Source organism: Chitinophagales bacterium, assembly GCA_020636495.1.
GTDB lineage: Bacteria > Bacteroidota > Bacteroidia > Chitinophagales > Chitinophagaceae > UBA5543.
In genome coordinates, this window is the sequence record JACJXQ010000008.1 from 449,275 (window position 1) to 466,456 (window position 17,182).

General features: G+C 42.1%; 18 protein-coding genes and 1 riboswitch. Of the genes, 9 read left to right on the forward strand and 9 right to left on the reverse strand.

What is annotated here, in order from left to right; translation table 11 throughout:
- Positions 1-577 precede the first annotated feature (577 nt).
- The 4 genes from H6550_02010 to H6550_02025 all read left to right on the forward strand — a co-directional run bounded on the left by H6550_02010 (position 578) and on the right by H6550_02025 (position 5,580).
- Positions 578-1,705: a hypothetical protein gene (locus tag H6550_02010; GenBank protein ID MCB9044892.1), complete on the forward strand. Its 1,128-nt coding sequence runs from the start codon at positions 578-580 to the stop codon at positions 1,703-1,705.
- Positions 1,689-2,663, forward strand: a complete 975-nt coding sequence (locus tag H6550_02015; GenBank protein ID MCB9044893.1) for a hypothetical protein — start codon at positions 1,689-1,691, stop codon at positions 2,661-2,663. The genes H6550_02010 and H6550_02015 overlap by 17 nt, the downstream gene beginning before the upstream one ends.
- 129 nt (positions 2,664-2,792) lie before the next feature.
- Positions 2,793-2,903: riboswitch (SAM riboswitch) on the forward strand.
- A gap of 177 nt (positions 2,904-3,080) precedes the next feature.
- The gene (locus tag H6550_02020) at positions 3,081-4,262 is read left to right on the forward strand and encodes a PLP-dependent transferase (GenBank protein MCB9044894.1); all 1,182 of its coding nucleotides are present in this window, start codon (positions 3,081-3,083) and stop codon (positions 4,260-4,262) included.
- Between the two features lie 67 nt (positions 4,263-4,329).
- Positions 4,330-5,580: a homoserine dehydrogenase gene (locus H6550_02025; GenBank protein ID MCB9044895.1), complete on the forward strand. Its 1,251-nt coding sequence runs from the start codon at positions 4,330-4,332 to the stop codon at positions 5,578-5,580.
- A 43-nt stretch (positions 5,581-5,623) separates the two neighbouring features.
- Here H6550_02025 and H6550_02030 read toward each other — a convergent pair whose 3' ends face one another.
- From H6550_02030 to H6550_02045, 4 genes are read right to left on the reverse strand one after another with little or no spacing between them, the layout of a single operon-like run.
- Positions 5,624-5,980, reverse strand: coding sequence for a VOC family protein (locus H6550_02030; protein ID MCB9044896.1), 357 nt, complete (start codon positions 5,978-5,980; stop codon positions 5,624-5,626).
- A gap of 16 nt (positions 5,981-5,996) precedes the next feature.
- The gene (locus H6550_02035; GenBank protein MCB9044897.1) at positions 5,997-6,383 is read right to left on the reverse strand and encodes a DUF1801 domain-containing protein; all 387 of its coding nucleotides are present in this window, start codon (positions 6,381-6,383) and stop codon (positions 5,997-5,999) included.
- A gap of 38 nt (positions 6,384-6,421) precedes the next feature.
- Complete coding sequence (locus tag H6550_02040; protein ID MCB9044898.1) at positions 6,422-7,198, reverse strand: TIGR02757 family protein; 777 nt, start codon at positions 7,196-7,198, stop codon at positions 6,422-6,424.
- 2 nt (positions 7,199-7,200) lie between these two features.
- A complete protein-coding gene (locus tag H6550_02045; protein ID MCB9044899.1) occupies positions 7,201-7,875 on the reverse strand; it encodes a peptidylprolyl isomerase in 675 nt (224 codons plus the stop codon).
- 98 nt (positions 7,876-7,973) lie between these two features.
- Between H6550_02045 and corA the strand changes: the two genes are divergently transcribed.
- Entirely contained in the window at positions 7,974-9,086 is a 1,113-nt protein-coding gene (gene corA, locus H6550_02050; protein ID MCB9044900.1) for a magnesium/cobalt transporter CorA, read from the forward strand.
- Here corA and H6550_02055 read toward each other — a convergent pair.
- The 3 genes from H6550_02055 to H6550_02065 are packed head-to-tail and all read right to left on the reverse strand — an operon-like array spanning position 9,083 to position 11,779.
- Positions 9,083-9,907, reverse strand: coding sequence for a class I SAM-dependent methyltransferase (locus tag H6550_02055; GenBank protein ID MCB9044901.1), 825 nt, complete (start codon positions 9,905-9,907; stop codon positions 9,083-9,085). The two genes, corA and H6550_02055, sit on opposite strands and share 4 nt — an antisense overlap.
- A gap of 1 nt (position 9,908) precedes the next feature.
- Entirely contained in the window at positions 9,909-10,925 is a 1,017-nt protein-coding gene (locus H6550_02060; GenBank protein ID MCB9044902.1) for an NAD(P)-dependent oxidoreductase, read from the reverse strand.
- A complete protein-coding gene (locus H6550_02065) occupies positions 10,829-11,779 on the reverse strand; it encodes a nucleotidyltransferase domain-containing protein (protein ID MCB9044903.1) in 951 nt (316 codons plus the stop codon). Before H6550_02065 ends, H6550_02060 begins: the two co-directional genes overlap by 97 nt.
- A 224-nt stretch (positions 11,780-12,003) precedes the next feature.
- On the opposite strand from H6550_02065, the gene H6550_02070 reads away from it, so the two are divergent.
- Positions 12,004-12,870 carry a hypothetical protein gene (locus H6550_02070; GenBank protein MCB9044904.1) on the forward strand — a complete coding sequence of 289 codons (867 nt, stop codon included), beginning with the start codon at positions 12,004-12,006 and terminating at the stop codon, positions 12,868-12,870.
- Here the strand turns inward: H6550_02070 and mce are convergent.
- Complete coding sequence (gene mce, locus H6550_02075) at positions 12,831-13,271, reverse strand: methylmalonyl-CoA epimerase (GenBank protein ID MCB9044905.1); 441 nt, start codon at positions 13,269-13,271, stop codon at positions 12,831-12,833. The two genes, H6550_02070 and mce, sit on opposite strands and share 40 nt — an antisense overlap.
- A gap of 126 nt (positions 13,272-13,397) precedes the next feature.
- Between mce and H6550_02080 the strand changes: the two genes are divergently transcribed.
- From H6550_02080 to H6550_02090, 3 genes are all read left to right on the forward strand, one after another.
- Positions 13,398-14,612 (forward strand): IscS subfamily cysteine desulfurase, encoded by a 1,215-nt coding sequence (locus H6550_02080; GenBank protein ID MCB9044906.1) that lies wholly within the window; start codon positions 13,398-13,400, stop codon positions 14,610-14,612.
- Positions 14,613-14,637: 25 nt separating this feature from the next.
- A complete protein-coding gene (gene iscU, locus H6550_02085; GenBank protein ID MCB9044907.1) occupies positions 14,638-15,054 on the forward strand; it encodes a Fe-S cluster assembly scaffold IscU in 417 nt (138 codons plus the stop codon).
- Between the two features lie 91 nt (positions 15,055-15,145).
- Positions 15,146-15,472, forward strand: a complete 327-nt coding sequence (locus tag H6550_02090; protein ID MCB9044908.1) for an iron-sulfur cluster assembly accessory protein — start codon at positions 15,146-15,148, stop codon at positions 15,470-15,472.
- A gap of 72 nt (positions 15,473-15,544) precedes the next feature.
- On the opposite strand, the gene H6550_02095 is transcribed toward H6550_02090, so the two are convergent.
- A complete protein-coding gene (locus H6550_02095; GenBank protein ID MCB9044909.1) occupies positions 15,545-17,116 on the reverse strand; it encodes a DUF349 domain-containing protein in 1,572 nt (523 codons plus the stop codon).
- Between the last annotated feature and the right edge of the window lie 66 nt (positions 17,117-17,182).

Below are 17,182 nucleotides of genomic sequence, written 5' to 3' on the forward strand. Positions count from 1 at the left end.
ATATAAGTTTTGTTTTCCTGCCGCGGGGTTTGTTGGTGAAGAACACCAACAAAGGCGAAAAGATAGTTAATTGGTTAAAAGGTCAAATCGGTTAATATGTCGGCAGAGGAATAAGTGATACATTTTCTGATATATAAGTGGTTTTTGGGTTGAGGCGGTTGTTTTGTTAAGTAATGTTATGTTTTGTATCGTTTTGTATCGGTTTTGCAGGGGATAGAAAATTCTATTTCGGCTCGCGATTGATTTTCAATGGTTTATGATTTTGCCACTTTTGCACGTGTTGGCGTGTTTTTATGTGCCTGTTTGAACAGTTATATATTTAGTATAACACCATGACTAAAAAGAGATATCATCCCTCCTCTGTATTACGGTTTTGTTTCCATGATGTCAAAGAACTGTGGCTGAATATCCAGCACTAATAATATGTAAATGTACGTAAAATTGTTTATAAAAATATGTTGTGGTTTCAAGCGGATGCTTGCATTATCCCGGGTATAAGCGAGACGCTTAGACCGGGGAGGGTTGTTTATAAAAATCTATTGAGTCAAAGAGTAATGTTTTTGTATTAAATTGTATAATGATTCTATCATACTGTTATATATGTAATAGTTCATTAGAAGGCGATAATAAGTCATTTGAACATATTATTCCTAATAGCATTGGCGGGTTTGCAGGCTCATATAATTTATTGTGTAGAAATTGTAATACAAAGTTGGGACTTGAAATAGAAGGTGATTTTGCCAAATCGTTAAATCCTCTTTGTGCACTGCTACAGATTAAACGTGATAGAAAGAATTTCCCTCACATCAAAAACTTAAAGGATAAGGATGGGAATCTTTATAATTTACATAATGGTCGAAAGCCAATTAAGATAAAACCTCAAATACAAAAACTGGATAGTAATTATTTTATTTCTGCAAGGGATATTAAGGAGGCTACTCATATAATACAAAAACTTAAGGCAAAGGAGCCAACACTAGAAATAGATAATTGGGAACAAAAGCTTGTAGAGACAAAAACAAGAATGCGTGAACCATTACATTTTCAATTGAATTTTGGTGGGGTAAATTTTTTTAGAACAATCGCAAAAATAGGAGTTAATTCATATTTACATTTAGGAGGTGATAGAAAATATATAAATACTGCTGTAAAATATATCGGTAATCCACAGAATGCACATAGTAATCTTATTCACTATCATGTTGAACCAAACCCAACGATGACTCTAGAGCCATTGGAGGTTTGTCATTGCATTTATATAAAGGGAAATAAAGAACGCAAAATATTATTTGTATACATAGAGCTGTTTAATACTCTATCTTTTGTACTTAAATTAAGTGATAACTTTGATGGTGACGACTTTGAAAAAACATATTGTATTGATGTTATTGAAGGCAAACAAGTTGATAAAAAAATCACCGTAAAATATCCTGAAGGTGCTTCTCCTGAAGGATATAAACCACATGACGAAGTTTTTTTTCCAGTAATTCAGTCTAAAATGTCACGACTAATGAAAGTTGCTCAAGTACAGCAAGTAAAAATGACATTTAAAGACGAGTATGCAGAGTTATGGAAAGAGTGCCAGAAAAATTATGATGACGACCCCATAAACAACAAAAAACAGAGCATTGCCTTTTTAGAAAATGTTACTACCCTTTTGAATGATTTATTAAACCAAAATATAAAAGATGAGAATATTCCCTAATACCATAAGTGAAAATATATGGAAGGATCATTTGTCTACTTACTGCAAAACTTTAATGGACTATATCCCAGAAATTCAAAAAATAATACCCTCCAAATACCATTCACAATTACCATTTGGTTTATACATATGTCCATTATGTCTTAAAAATTATTTCATCGAAACTAGTTCAGGAATAAATGGGAACTCTGAATTTTCCCTAGATCATCTACCACCAAAATCAGCAAGTGGGAGGTTTAAAATCATTACATGTAAAAAATGCAATAATGATTCTGGAACATTTGAATCAGAAATAGAAAAAGTTTTAAATTTTGGTATTGATAAAACTGATCCAAATGAAAAATTAAAGCTGAAAGTAGAGTTAACTGATCCTGAAACAGGAAAATGTATTAAGGGTGTTGCACACAATGAAAATGGGGAAACTAATATTCTATTCAATGAAAATCTAAAAAAACACAAACAAGAATATATTGACTTTCTTAACAGAGTGAATTCTGGTAAAATGCCTAGAATAAAAATTAAACCAATACTATATGATAGTAATAAGTTAGAACGAGCACTAGTTAAGTCTGCATATTTATTATCGTTTGCTTGGTGGGGTTACGAATTTGTTTTTAGTGATCATGGTGCTTTAATTCGACAAGTCATAAAAGGAGAAAAAAAATATCCCTGCCAAGTCCCAATTTCATGGTTCGAAAAAGATAAAATATTACCAACCGGTATTTCCATTTTGCAAGATGGGAATAAACGTATCGCTTTTGGAGCAAATATTTATTTAAGAGGACTTAATGTAGATGCTACTGCGTGCGTCTTAATCCCTAGCCCCTCGAAAAGTGCTTGGGATGATATTTCGATATTGATAAAAAATGACGAGAAAACCTATAGTGGAATTACAATACCAAGAGTTGTCCATAGAATTGGCTATTCAATAAGTTGGAATATTATTATTCCTCAATAGTACTGTTATTTTCTAGTAAATCACAAAACCCCAAACCCAATACCACCAATACTTTCAGGCGCACTTCAAAAAAAATATTTGGAGAATTGAAAACTGCGTGTATATCTTTGCACCAGTTCTTTACAACATTGCTTATCAAGAAAGACTGAGGGATATGGCCCGTTGACGTCTTAGCAACCATCAAGGTAAAAACTTTGAAAGGTGCTACTTCCATCCCCGCAAGGCGGGGGCAGATAAGTCAGGTGCAATAGTTTGCAGATAGTAACGCCGCGGCGTTATTGATACATAACTTAAAGCTCTTCTGATTTTATCGGAAGAGCTTTTTTGTTTTACGCAAATCAGCTCTTTCCGGTAAGTTCCTGGTAGGCAGTCGTACGAACGTAACGATTTTGTCACTTTTTAAAAACCAGGAATAAAATGAGTACAGCAACAGAATTGATCCACAGCATCCCGGTAGACCCGCTTACAGGTTCTATATCGGTGCCCATTTACCAGACATCTACCTTCGTGCAGGAAGCACCGGGCGTAAACAAGGGCTACGATTATGCGCGCAGCAATAACCCCACAAGGGAGACGTTGGAAAACCTCATCGTCACGCTTGAGGGTGGCGCGCAGGCTTCAGCTTTCGCCAGCGGGCTGGCGGCTATTGATGCGGTAGTAAAACTGCTGCAAAGCGGTGATGAGATACTTGCGGTAGATGACATTTACGGCGGTGCTTTCAGGCAGTTCACACACATCTACCAAAAGTTCGGCATCAAGGTGAACTATGTAGACACTACAGATATTGCCAATGTGTTTGAAGCCATTACGCCCAACACGAAACTGGTATGGCTGGAAACGCCTACCAACCCCACGCTGAAGATCAGCGACATTGCAGCCATAGCAGAGATAGCAAAGCAGCACAACCTGCTGTTGTGTGTAGACAACACTTTCGCTTCGCCCGCATTACAGCAGCCAATAAAACTGGGGGCCGACATTGTGATACACAGCGCTACCAAATACCTGGGTGGTCACAGCGACCTGATAGCGGGACTGGTAGTGAGCCGTACCAAAGAGCTGGGCGAACAGATCAAGTTCATACAGAACGCCTGCGGTGCGATACTTTCCCCGCACGATAGCTGGTTGGTCATTCGCGGTTTGGAAACCTTACACCTGCGCACACAGCAACACTCAGCCAATGCCTTTGAACTGGCGTTGTTCCTGCAACAGCATCCCGCTATTGACAAGGTGTACTACCCGGGATTGAAAGAGCATGTGAATCACCACATAGCGGCAAAACAGCAATCGGCTTTTGGCGGTATCATCTCCTTTACGCTTAAGAACGACACGGAAGAAGCAGCGAAGAAAGTAGTGTGCAATACACAACTGTTTAAACTGGCGGAGAGCCTGGGCGGCGTAAAAAGCCTGTTGTGCCATCCTGCAACGATGACACACAAATCGACTCCGGCAGAAAAACGCAGGGCAGCAGGTGTACAGGATAGCCTGGTGCGCCTGAGTGTAGGGCTGGAAGATGTAGCCGACCTGAAGCGCGATATAGAACAGGCACTGAACAGGCTGAATAAAACAGTGCAGGAGCCACGCGTGTTTGAATACCAATAATCATTACCAGGAAAATAATATTGTCTAAACATACCTGCGGCATGCAGGCAATAAAATCAATAACGAAATGTCTATACAACAGAAACAACTCAATATCGGATTATTCGGCTTTGGCGTAGTGGGCGAGGGCCTGTACAAAGTACTGAACCAAACTTCTTCGCTCAACGCCAGTATAAAAAAAGTATGTATTAAACATCCTGAAAAAAAGCGTGACGCGCCTGCGGAACTATTTACCGTTTACCCGGAGATATTATTATCAGACAGCAGCATCAACGTGATAGTAGAACTGATAGATGATGCAGAAGCCGCTTTTGAAATAACTAAAAAAGCACTGAAGGCAGGTAAGGCCATAGTAAGTGCGAATAAGAAAATGATAGCAGAGCACCTGCCGGAACTCTTACAACTGCAAAAGGAATATAACACACCGTTGCTGTATGAAGCTGCATGTTGCGCCAGTATTCCTGTCATCCGCAACCTGGAAGAATATTATGACAACGACCTGCTGGCAGGCATCAGCGGTATCGTGAATGGGTCTACCAACTATATACTCACCAAAGTGTTTGAAGATAACCTGAGTTACCATGACGCACTGCTGGATGCACAGTGTGAAGGCTTTGCGGAGAGTAACCCTACACTGGACGTGGAAGGTATAGACGCGGTGAATAAACTTGCTATCATACTGGCGCATACTTATGGTATCGTAGCGCGGCCATCGCACATAGTGCACACGGGTATACAGAACATCAACGAACATGATGCTGTATATGCACGCGAAAAAGGTTACGAGATAAAACTGGTAGCACAGGCGCGTAAGCTGAATGATGGCAAGGTAGCCGCTTTTGTATTGCCCCAGTTTGTACGCCCTGCCAATCTCTTACACCGTGTAAAGAATGAATACAACGGCGTAGTAATAGTGAGCGGACTTGCGGAAGAACAATTCTTTTACGGGAAGGGTGCGGGCAGTTTCCCGACAGCATCGGCTGTGCTGAGTGATATATCAGCCCTGCGTTATGATTATAAATACGAATACAAAAAGCTGAACAGGGATAATACCCCTGTACTTACCGATGAGTATTACCTGCGCGTATATGCCAGTTTCGACGGGTTGTTCAATGTGCCGCATCACAGGTTTGAGCGGATAGAGGAGTGGGCCAGTAATGAAAAGCGTTGCAGTGTAACGGGCATCATCAGTTGTACACAATTAGCAGAAAGCAATTGGTGGAAACAAAAAGGTGTATCGCTGATATTGTTACCGGATGCTTTTGCAGACAAACTGCCGGAAAAGAAAAGAGAGGAGGAGGAAGTGTTGTTCGTATAACACAAATAACCCGCCTGGCAACAGGCGGGTTATTGTATTTTTTTTATACTACACTTTGCCCGAAGGTGAGCAGGTTATTATCCGGGTCGAGTAAGGAGAACTCGCGCATTCCCCATGGTTTGGTTTCCAGCGGGCCGTTGGGATGAATAGCCACTTTGTTATCCAGCATAGACTGGTATAAACCATCAATATCATTGGCGCGAATATACACCTGCCCGTAATTTTCTTCCGGGTTGAGGTCTTTGAACTCAAACAGGTGTATCTCTATATCGTCTTTATGTACCATCAGGTAGCCATCATAATCTCCTCCCGATTGGCTGAAACCAAGTTGATTGATATAATAATCCCTGCTCTTGTTCTTATCGCGCATGGGTAGTTTGGGGTGTATGTGTGTCAGCATTGTAAATCTATTTATGTTATAACCTTTCCAGTTTTCCTTTACGCTTAACAATATTCTTATAATCCCACTGTATGTCTTTTGACTTTTTGAGCCAGCGTTTCAGGTCGGTCTTTTTTATTTGTTTTACATCGGTATAGCGTGCTTCAGCGGCTTTGAATTTCCCTTCAGGAGCCAGGCCTTCTTCCTCAAAAGATTGTCCGCTCCAGAACAACAGGCGCATGCAGTCTTTCAGTTTGTGGTAGCCTACTATGGGGTTGCCCTCAATGAACCAAACGGGGTGCCTGTGCCATATCTTATTCTCGGCTTTGGGCAGCGCTTTGCATATTTCATCGTGTAATACGTCGGCTATAGCCTTGTCTTCTTCAGATAAAGTGTCGTGGTATTCCTGTATGTCTTTATTCATTGCGGAATAGTTGAATAATAAATGTACAAACAAAATCATTACAACCTTTCCTCAGCTCCCAATCCAAAAAGAGCATAATCATATACAGCCGGGTCCTGCGGGTTCATTTCGCGCAGTGCTGTTGTGAGTTGCAGGGCGTTCTGCCAGTTGGAGTTGGTATTATCTATCAGCCCCAGCCTGTGCGCCACACGTGCCACATGTACATCCAGCGGACAAACAAGCTGGTGCTGTTTTATCTTCTTCCATATGCCAAAGTCAACGCATTGCTTGTCTTTGCGCACCATCCACCGCAGGTACATGTTGATACGCTTGCAGGCGCTTTTACGTGCGGGTGTGGCTATGTGTTTGCGCGTACGTTCAGGATGCTCAATACTGAAGAAGTAATTATGAAAATGCACCAGTGCCTGCTCCACAGTTTCCTCTTTATATGTCTTGCCGGGCACAAAAGCATCTTCCAGCGAATCGTGTTGCTTATAATGCCATTGCAGCAAATGGATGAAATACAGCAGGTCGGTAGCGTTGAAAGTACGGTGCACGAAATGCATAAATGGTTTCAGGTCGGTATCCTTATGGTTCAGTATAAAATCATGCGGTGCACTATCCATAAGTGCTACCAGTTTGTTGCAACTGTTGATGATGGCAGTACGGTTGCCCCATGCCAGCACTGCCGCGAACAAGCCAGCTATTTCTATATCCTGCTTTTTTGTGAACCTGTGCGGAACAGATATAGGGTCGCCCTTAATAAAAGAAGGCTGATTGTACAGCCTTCTTTTATTATCCAGTAAGTTCTTTATTTGTTGCAGGTGTTCGTCCATCGTTAGAATATACCCAGGAATTTCTTTTTCTTCTTAGTCATATACACTTTCAGCATGCGCATGTCTTTGTTGGGGCGGTCCATGCTGTTACGCGGTTCTTTTATGATCTTTTCTACCACGTCCATGCCATCTGTTACCTGTCCGAACACAGTGTAGTTACCATCCAGGTGCGGAGTGCCACCTTTGGTCTTATACACCTCGCGTTGTGCAGGGCTAAAGTTCCTGCCGGTGCGTTGAGACAGGTTGTCCAGGTCGGCATCAGTAAACTGCTTGCCTACTACTATATAGAACTGGCAGCCCGATGATGATTTATTAGGGTTGTTATCCCTTGCAGCAGCCACTGCACCGTATTGGTGAAAATTGGTATCGTTGATCTCCGCATCTATGCGATAGCCTACATCGCCATTGCCCAGTGGGGTGCCTGCCGGTGCGTTCTTTGATTCAGGGTCGCCGCCCTGTATCATGAATTGTGGTATTATGCGGTGAAAAAGTGTGCTGTCATAAAAATGCTCATTTGCCAGTTTCTCGAAATTATCCCTGTGTTTGGGTGTGTTGTCAAACAGTTCAAAAGTGATGTTTCCGTATTCCGTTTCGATAGTTACGCGTTTGGTCTTATCCTTTGCCCACGCGGTTGTTATGATAGCGGCACTCAGTAATGTTAATAATAGCTTCTTCATAAATGGTTGTGTAAATATTATTTTTTAGCAGTTGCTTTTGTATTTTTCAGGTACGAACTTAATGAAAAACCCGATGTACTGCTAATAAAATATCCGTAATGAATACAAGGAGATACAGGCGCGGACTGGCCAAATTATTACCCGAATGGACGTGGAATATCGACCTGAGGAAGCCGCTTACCTCGTTCAACCCAACCAAGATTGACGAGCAACGTGTAACGGAAGTTGAGCCTGTATATTCTGTTTTCGACTTTGATGCAACAACGCTGGAAGAACGTAAGAACATCAAGAACGAGGAATGTAACCCATATATAGAAAGCGGCAGGGTAACATGGATAAATGTGGACGGCATCAATAAGGCAGAAGTTGAGAAACTTTGTAAGCACTATGGTATACACCACCTTACGATAGAAGATATTTTAAGCTCAGGCCAGCGTGCCAAAATGGACGATAGCGAGAACGTGATATTCTGCCTGCTGCCCATGCTGTATTATAATAACGATACAGGACAGGTAGAAAGCGAGCAGGTAAGTATTGTACTGGGGGCTGATTTTGTTATCTCTTTTCAGGAAGACCCTAAACGTGATGTTTTTGACCCGGTCAGGGAGCGAATCAGAAACCCGCTGTCAAGGGTAAGAAAAGGGACGGCTGATTATCTCTGTTACAGCCTGATAGATATCATAGTAGATAGCTATTTTGGTATCATTGAAAAAATAAACGAGCGAATAGAAAGACTGGAAGATATCCTGCTATTGCAGAAAAGAGAGCAGGCTATCTTGTCCAGGCTCAGTATCCTGCGTAGAGAGGTAATGGTGATGCGACGTTCAATAGCTCCTGTAAAAGACCTGGTGCAGGCATTTATAAAAAGCCAGAGTGAATTGCTGGAAGAAGAGCATGAGAAATACTACAAAGACGTACTGGACCACATAACACAAGCCAGTGAATATACCGAGAACCACAGGGATATGGTGATGAACCTTCAGGACCTGTCAATGAGCCAGATCAACCTGCGGATGAATGAAGTGATGAAGGTATTTACATTACTGGCAACACTTATGGCTCCTGCCACACTTATAGGTGGTATCTTCGGTATGAACTTTGATGTTATCCCGCTTTCTCACCAGCAGGATGGCTTTTATATTACTGTGGGACTGATGCTCCTTATCCCCCTGATCATGTGGTGGTATTTTAAGCGCAAGGGCTGGTTCTAAGGCTTTTGGTATACAAAAAGCGTGTACTCACCGTTACCCCAGAGCAGCCCGGTTTTATTGGCGAGGTTATCCATTTTAGCGAGTAGTTTGCATAAGCCAGGGAACTTCTTCAACCTGTTTTGCTGAAACCATGCCGGGTAAAAGATAGAATAACCTCTTTTCTTTTGCAGTTGCAGAGAGGTTTTTGAAAAGGCACTTATCACTTGTGAAGGTGTGTATGTTTTGCTTGCGAGTTCATAGTCGTTGGAATACCCCCGCCATATTTCACCCCAGCGGGCCAGTGCTTTGCCCGGTCTCAGTTTCAGAATATTGGTAAAGAACTCTGCCAGGTAAAATTTGTTGACAAAAGTAAGGACTGCCGTACCTCCGGGGTTAAGCCGTTCGTCAATGATGGCTGCTGCATCTTCCAATGAGCTGACGGTATTCAGCGCACCGAAAAAGACACAAATGATGTCGAATTTAACATTTACATCCAGTTGCTCGGCCAGTTGTTCAATGCCCGTATTAATATGAAGTGTGTTAGATAATTGTTGCGATGCTGCCAGCTCTTTGGCACATTCCAGCATTTTGGCAGACACATCAATGCCATACACCGTAGCCTGCGGAAACCTGGTGGCGAAGTAGACCACATCCATGCCCGGGCCACAACCTATGTCCAGTATATTTTTCGGGTTGTTGTGCAGGGCATAGGTGCGGAATGAGTTACGCATTTCAGAGAGGATAATATTATTATCACTCTTGTTGTGGTGTTTTTCTGCAAATAGGTCAAAGTAATTACCTACCTCGTTGTAGTAAGTTCCTGTATTAGTAGTATCTGTCATTTTATCCTTTTGCCTTTTCTGTTATGTATTTTGCCAGGTCGGGGTATATGGGTTGATACCTCTCCTTGATGGTTGTATATTTTGTATCCAGTATTATTTCACAATTTACAGAGTCAGCAGCTGTTTTGCCCATTTTACCTATCATCTCATCTTTAGTATACTGTTTCAGCTCATTACATTTATATGCATCTGCGATGTATTGAACAAAGCTTTTATAGGCTACCTGCTGAAAGGTATATATATTGTATATAGAAGCATAAGGAGCGTTGGCAGCATAGTGCCATAACATAGCCGCACAGTCTTCCACCGTTATTACAGACATTTGCCTTTGCGGATTCCCATATATTGGTACTGAATTGTGCTTTACAACGTGTTCAGTATATAGTTGTTTATACCATGAGCCATCACCGATGATCCACGGTGCCCTGAGCATCATAATATTATCTGCACCATTATTGATGGCTTTCAGTATCGGCTGTTCGGCATGCAAATAATACTTTGCAAAGCCAGCAGGATTCAGTTTGCTATTTTCTGTGGCCTTTCCACCAGGCATATGCCCGTACATTAAGGAACCCGACAGGTAAATGAGTTTTGGGCGTTTATCAAGTTTGTTTATTGCTGCAAGTAGCCGCCTGTTAGCCTTTGCGCCCTGCCATCCGGCCAGTGTGCGTCCTACATCACCCCATCTTTTGCCCGGTATCCTGGCCAGGTGAAATATTATGTCGAAATTCCCGGACTGCAGGAAAGAAAGTTCAATGTCACTTAATGCCGCCTGTAAATAGTGCACCTGTGCATGTCTTTTTGCCGGTGGCCTGTTGTGTACCAAGGCCGTAACACTTAATCCTTTGATATTACACAGGTAATCCAGAAAGGCAGCACCCGTAAATCCTGTAGCTCCCAAAACCAAAATGCGCATAGTATCTATATGTCCATAGCCGGTGACTGATAAGAATCCTTCATATGCCTTTCCAGCACCTTTTTCTGGTAGTTCAGCGGGTGGTGTTTCGACACGTACCATTTTGTTTTCATGGCCAGATCATAATCCTCCATCGGGTAGTTCTTTCTTTTCCATTTATACCTCCATAACGTGTCCGTCAGGTTCATCAGGAATTTATTAACGGCTTGTGGGCGCAGACTATTGAAGACCCATTCCGCTGATCTTTTGAGTGTTAGTTTGTTGTTCTTTTGCAGGTCTTCCTGGAGTACACATACGTTTGGGAAATATTCAGCTTTGATCCAGTCAATATTTTGCGCCATCAGCATTTCATATGTATCCATATTGTACATGGGGATGAGGGTTGCCAGTTCGGTGGCCGTAAAAAGGTTCTGCTCATCGAGGCACAGCTGTCCTTCGTCTATAAAATAGTTCATGCAGAAAGAATGCTGCTTATTGATCAGGAAAGTTAGCTTTTTGAACAGGTGAAGCATAGTACGACATATCCATAACCTTTGATTGGCGGTGATGATAAAAAAATCTATGTCTGAATTTTCATCAGCATAACCTTTGGACAATGAGCCGGAAACGCATATACCTTTTACAAACGGGAACCTGGATATCATGCGGGCACTACGGCTGGCTTCTTTCATTTTTTCGGCAGCTACGTCGGCACCTACTATCCTTTTAAGGTAGATCTGGCTGGAGCTGGTCAATGCATACAAGCCATAGTCGCAGAATATCCTGCCTTCTCTTACCATTTCATTAAGTGTATCCAGCAGTTCCTGGCGGGTAGTTTCTACCTGCAGGAACTTATGAATCTCATGAATATATAATGCGTGCCTGAAAATATTAAAGTATTTCAACACGGCTTCAACTGCCTCCTGTATGTCGGCGTCATTATCAACAACCTGCACAATTGTCCTATCACTTATCATTATTACAATGATTAAGAAATTAATAAATGCAGGAATAAACTTTGGTAAAGCGGATTATAAAGATAGTAAACTAATGATTTACAAGTATTAAAATTGACTTTATATTTATTAATTTAGTTATTAGTACTTAATAGTATGACAAATAAAAAACTATCCTTGACATAAAGTTTTTATTTTTGCGTGCGTTATAAACACATTGCCACATACTAAAACAATTGTAATTTATGAGTCACGGAAGCAATAGCCTTAATAATGAATCTGGTACCGGGTTGTACGGTAAGGTCATTGCATTTTTACGCAAATTCTATGCCGATCTGCGAAGGAATATTGTAGTTTTTCTTTTGTGTCTTATCGTAGTAACCGGATCTTTCCTTGGGTACAATATAAAAAAGTCTAATTCTTACAGCGCTTCATTTACAATAGTATACGAAGAGCTGGTAAGGAAAGTATATGGCGACAGGCTGGAGAAGCTGAATAACCTGTTGCAGAATAATACCGTTAAAGCACAAGTATTGCTGAACGTAAAAAAGCCTGTTATTGAGAGTGTAAATGAAATAACAGCAACCAATATACTGGGTGAAGATCTGTCTACCGACATGAATACGGATAAGATACCGTTCATTGTGACCATGAACCTGAATGACACCAGCTATATGGCCGAACTGCAGGATGCCATTGTTGCCTACCTGGAAACCGGCAATAGTTACCTGATATCGAAAAGGAAACTAAGGAGAGAGGAAATAGATAATGAACTTGAATTTATTACTGAGCAACTGGCTTTAATGGACACGTTTAAGAGGAAGAACAATGTAGGTTCTTCGAGGGCTTCTTCAGATCAGTCTGCAGCGGATAACAGCGCGGGGGGGGGAGCAGTTTACCAGCTTTCGTACGAGTTGTACAAAAGGAAGCAGGAATTGCTGAAGAAAAAAGAAATGCCGTTGAACCTTTATGTAATTGACGATGCCATTGTGCCGGTCAAAAACAGCAAGTCGTACTTGCTGGTAACTATTCTTGGTTTATTTACAGGATTTATTGTCTACCTGGCTATAGCTTACCTGGTATTGCCGGTTGTCAGGTACAAAGGAGATTGATCATCTTTTTCCTGGCATAATTCAATCAGTACACCGTTTGTTGTTTTAGGGTGCAGAAAGCAGATCAGCTTATTATCAGCACCCTCTTTAGGCTGATCACTCAGCAATTCGAAGCCCAATGCGGCCAGGCGTTTCATTTCGGCTTCGATATTTTCTACCTCTATAGCTACATGATGCAGCCCTTGTCCCTTTTTATCGATGAACTTCCGGATGGGGCTATCTTCGCGTGTAGCTTCCAGTAGTTCTACTTTCGATTCTCCAATACGGAAAAAGGCTGTACTTACCCCCTCATTCTCAACTACTTCTGTTTTATAGCAGGGTGTATTTAACAGTTGTTCGAACAAGTGAACAGAAGAAGCAAGATCGGAAACAGCAATGCCCAGGTGCTCAATTTTCAGCATATAATTCAAATAAGTTTTAAGTATAGGTACATATAAAGCTACAATGTACAAAAAGGTTGATTACACTCAATTAGTACGTAACTTTGTAGCTCGATTTAACATTAGACTAATTATTGATACATGAGTTTGAAATTACCAATTTACCTGGATAACAACGCTACTACACCTTGCGACCCAAGGGTAGTAGAAGAGATGATACCTTATTTCACCGAAAAGTTCGGTAACGCAGCCAGCAGGAGCCATTCTTTTGGTTGGGTAGCTGAAGAAGCTGTTGATTATGCCCGTGAGCAGGTGGCCAAACTGGTAAATGCAACCTCAAAAGAGATCATATTCACTTCAGGCGCTACCGAAGCTGATAACCTGGCTATTAAAGGTGTGTTTGAAATGTATGCTTCTAAAGGCAATCACATCATTACCTGCACCACTGAGCACAAAGCTGTACTGGATACCTGCAAGCATGTTGAGAAAATGGGAGGTGAGGTAACTTACCTGCAGGTGCAACCTGACGGGCTGATAGACCTGCAGGAGCTGGAAAATGCCATTACAGACAAAACTATATTGATTGCCATCATGTATGGTAATAATGAAATAGGTGTGGTACAACCTATTCGAGAGATCAGCACGATAGCTAAAAAGCATGGTGTACTGTTCTTTACAGATGCTACACAAGCTGTTGGTAAAATACCGGTTGACGTTATGGCAGATGGTATTGACCTGATGGCTTTCAGTGCACACAAAATGTACGGCCCCAAGGGAGTAGGTGCATTGTATGTACGACGTAAGAATCCGCGTGTAAAAGTTACCGCCCAGATGGATGGCGGTGGCCACGAGCGCGGTATGCGCAGCGGCACCATGAATGTTCCGGGAATTGTAGGTTTTGGTAAAGCTTGCGAAATATGCATGAACGAAATGGAAGCTGAAGCAAAAAGGCTGAGTGTAATGCGCGACAGGCTGGAGGCAGGGCTGCTGGAGCTGGAAGAGGCTTACGTGAATGGTAGCGCGGAACACCGCCTGCCACACGTTGCAAATATTTCATTCAAGTATGTAGAAGGTGAAGGACTGATGATGGGCTTTAATAAGGATATAGCGCTTTCAAGTGGTTCTGCTTGTACCTCTGCATCGCTGGAACCGTCGTACGTTTTGAAAGCGCTGGGCTTGGGCGATGACCTAGCACACAGTTCTTTGCGTTTTGGCCTGGGACGTTTTACGACAGACGAACAGATAGACTTTACAATAAAAGCAATTTCGGATACGGTTAATAAACTGCGTGAAATGAGCCCGCTTTGGGAGATGCACAAAGAAGGCATCGACCTGAACACGATAGAATGGGCACATCACTAACCAATAAAAAAAAGAAAAAGATATTATGGCATATTCAGAAAAAGTAATCGACCACTACCAGAATCCTAAGAACGTAGGCACACTTGATAAGTCGCAAAAGAACGTGGGTACCGGCTTGGTTGGTGCTCCTGAGTGCGGCGATGTAATGCGCCTGCAGATAGAAGTAGACGATACAACCGGCCTGATCAAAGACGCTAAGTTCAAAACCTTTGGTTGTGGCTCAGCTATCGCATCTTCATCGCTGGCTACCGAATGGTTGAAAGGCAAAACCGTAGACCAGGCACTGGCTATTGATAATATGGATATTGTTGAAGAGCTGAACCTGCCGCCGGTGAAAATTCACTGCTCAGTACTGGCTGAAGACGCTATCAAGGCAGCGATCAATGACTACCGTGTGAAGAACGGACTGGAAGAACTGGCACTGGACGAGAAAAAACATTAATCACGCAGCAGGATAGTTACAATTCAGGTGTTGTAATAGCGCTGGTGAAATTACTATGCTATTAACCACTTTTGATAACTGAGACAGAGATATGATACACATCAGTGAAAAAGCAAAGAAAAAGATACTTCAGCTGAAGCAAAACGCAGAGCTGGATGATACCTATTTTCTACGTGTTGGTGTTGTAGGCGGTGGTTGCTCCGGCCTTTCATACAAGCTGGACTTTGATAACGAGTCGCAGCCGAACGACCAGGTCTTTGAAGAAGATGGGGTAAAGCTGGTAACAGACCTGAAGAGTTTCCTGTACCTCTGCGATACCGTGCTGGAATTTTCTGACGGACTGAATGGTAAAGGATTCCACTTCAATAATCCGAACGCCAGCCGTACCTGCGGTTGCGGTGACAGTTTCTCTGTGTAATAAATAAGATGAACGTATAAAGAAAGGCCGTTACAACTGTAACGGCTTTCTTATTTATATACATGTAAACGGCTATTCACCTTTAGCTTTTTCTTTCAGCGCCTCCAATTGTTGTTTGGCTTCTTCCAGTTTCTCTTTTTTGTGCTCTATCTTATGCTCTGTTTGTGCAATAAGCTTCGTGAGGTGCTCTCTTAGTTCGGCTTCTTTTTTCATGCCTGGTTCAATGTTTTCCAGGCCGTTTTTAAAATCAGCAAGTTTCTCTTCCTCTTCTCTTAACTCAGCTATTATTTTCCCAACAAAATCTTTGGTCTGGGTAGCGCGCTCCTGCTCTTTCTTTTCATAAAAGTTGCGTCGTTGTTCACGGTTGGCATCCTTACGTTCAAAGAATTTTTTCCGTGCTTTTATGAAACGATCCCAGATATCATTGCTGTGCTTGCGCGGGACAGGGCCTATCTTTTTCCATTCATTCATCAGTTCATTCAGCTCGTCGGTAGCTTCTCTCCAGGCATTGGAGTTTTGCAGGTCTTCTGCCCTTTTCAACAAAGCCAGTTTTTGTGCATAGTTATCTTCCAGCGATATTTTGAATGATTCGAAGCTTTCACGTTTTTTACCAAAGAAGTAGTCACGGGCAGCATTAAAGGCATTCCATACTTCATCAGACTTGTCCTTTGGTACCCTCCCCAGTTTTTTCCACTCATCCATAAGGTCAGTATACGCTTGTGTAGTCTCATTCCAGTCTGTACTTTCTTTCAGTGCTTCGGCTTTTTCTACCAATGCAAGTTTCGCCTGGTAGTTTTCTTCCTGTTCTTTATGAATGACATCAAAATGTTGCTTTTTCTTTTCAAAGAATGCATTGTTAGCTTCTGTGAAACGCTTCCATAACTCTTCATTCTTATCGTGCATGGTTCTGCCTATGCCTTTCCACTGCTCCATCAATGCTTTTAACTCGTCTGTAGCTTTCTTCCAGTCTTCGCTTGCTGCCAGTGCCTCTGCTTTTTCCACTACTTCCATTTTCAGGTCCAGGTTTTGCAGCATCTCTTTGTTGATGTCTTCCTGATGTTCGCGTTTGCGTTCAAAGAATTTATCTTTTGCAGCCTCTAACCTTGACCAAAGTGCATCATTTCTTTCTTTCTCGACATAGCCCAGTTTTTTCCACTCTTCGGCCATATCGCGCATCACATCGGTACTGGCTTTCCATTCTTCGCTGGATGCCTCCTGCTCTGCTTTTTCTACCAGCGCCAGTTTTTGCTTGTAGTTCTCTTCTACCAGCTTAGCCAGTTCATGATCTATATTCTCTACTAATCTATAAATGGTATGAAAATCACCTATGGCACTGGCGTGATGCAGGTACTCCTTCACACGCTCTAATTTGCCTACCAGCTTTGTCTTGTCCTCTTCGGCATTCCATTCGGTTACCAGCTCGGTCACTTTATTTTCCACCTCGGGAAACTTCTCAGTTAATAGTTTGAAAACCATGTCCATACTGTCCGGTGCTAATGTACCTACCGAACGTTCTTTGTATCCCTGGTACGCTTTCAACATCAACTCACCTTCGCCGGTGAGTGTGTAAAGATCTTTGTGGTCGAAGGATAATTGGTCCCACCATTCAGCTAATACCGTAGCCTGATTTGTGTCTTGTGTCATAGCCTGCTGCTTTATAGAAACAATGTGGTCTGTCTGTTACCTGTTACATTGATTAATATTCATATT

Bases quoted from the DNA above. Each gene is read 5' to 3' on its own strand.
- H6550_02090 (MCB9044908.1), top strand. From the start codon at position 15,146: ATGATACACATCAGTGAAAAAGCAAAGAAAAAGATACTTCAGCTGAAG.
- H6550_02095 (MCB9044909.1), bottom strand. From the start codon at position 17,116: ATGACACAAGACACAAATCAGGCTACGGTATTAGCTGAATGGTGGGAC.
- H6550_02035 (MCB9044897.1), bottom strand. From the start codon at position 6,383: ATGAATAAAGACATACAGGAATACCACGACACTTTATCTGAAGAAGAC.
- H6550_02030 (MCB9044896.1), bottom strand. From the start codon at position 5,980: ATGCTGACACACATACACCCCAAACTACCCATGCGCGATAAGAACAAG.
- H6550_02015 (MCB9044893.1), top strand. From the start codon at position 1,689: ATGAGAATATTCCCTAATACCATAAGTGAAAATATATGGAAGGATCAT.
- H6550_02070 (MCB9044904.1), top strand. From the start codon at position 12,004: ATGAGTCACGGAAGCAATAGCCTTAATAATGAATCTGGTACCGGGTTG.
- mce (MCB9044905.1), bottom strand. From the start codon at position 13,271: ATGCTGAAAATTGAGCACCTGGGCATTGCTGTTTCCGATCTTGCTTCT.
- H6550_02045 (MCB9044899.1), bottom strand. From the start codon at position 7,875: ATGAAGAAGCTATTATTAACATTACTGAGTGCCGCTATCATAACAACC.
- H6550_02040 (MCB9044898.1), bottom strand. From the start codon at position 7,198: ATGGACGAACACCTGCAACAAATAAAGAACTTACTGGATAATAAAAGA.
- H6550_02060 (MCB9044902.1), bottom strand. From the start codon at position 10,925: ATGGTACGTGTCGAAACACCACCCGCTGAACTACCAGAAAAAGGTGCT.
- corA (MCB9044900.1), top strand. From the start codon at position 7,974: ATGAATACAAGGAGATACAGGCGCGGACTGGCCAAATTATTACCCGAA.
- iscU (MCB9044907.1), top strand. From the start codon at position 14,638: ATGGCATATTCAGAAAAAGTAATCGACCACTACCAGAATCCTAAGAAC.
- H6550_02025 (MCB9044895.1), top strand. From the start codon at position 4,330: ATGTCTATACAACAGAAACAACTCAATATCGGATTATTCGGCTTTGGC.
- H6550_02055 (MCB9044901.1), bottom strand. From the start codon at position 9,907: ATGACAGATACTACTAATACAGGAACTTACTACAACGAGGTAGGTAAT.
- H6550_02010 (MCB9044892.1), top strand. From the start codon at position 578: ATGATTCTATCATACTGTTATATATGTAATAGTTCATTAGAAGGCGAT.
- H6550_02020 (MCB9044894.1), top strand. From the start codon at position 3,081: ATGAGTACAGCAACAGAATTGATCCACAGCATCCCGGTAGACCCGCTT.
- H6550_02065 (MCB9044903.1), bottom strand. From the start codon at position 11,779: ATGATAAGTGATAGGACAATTGTGCAGGTTGTTGATAATGACGCCGAC.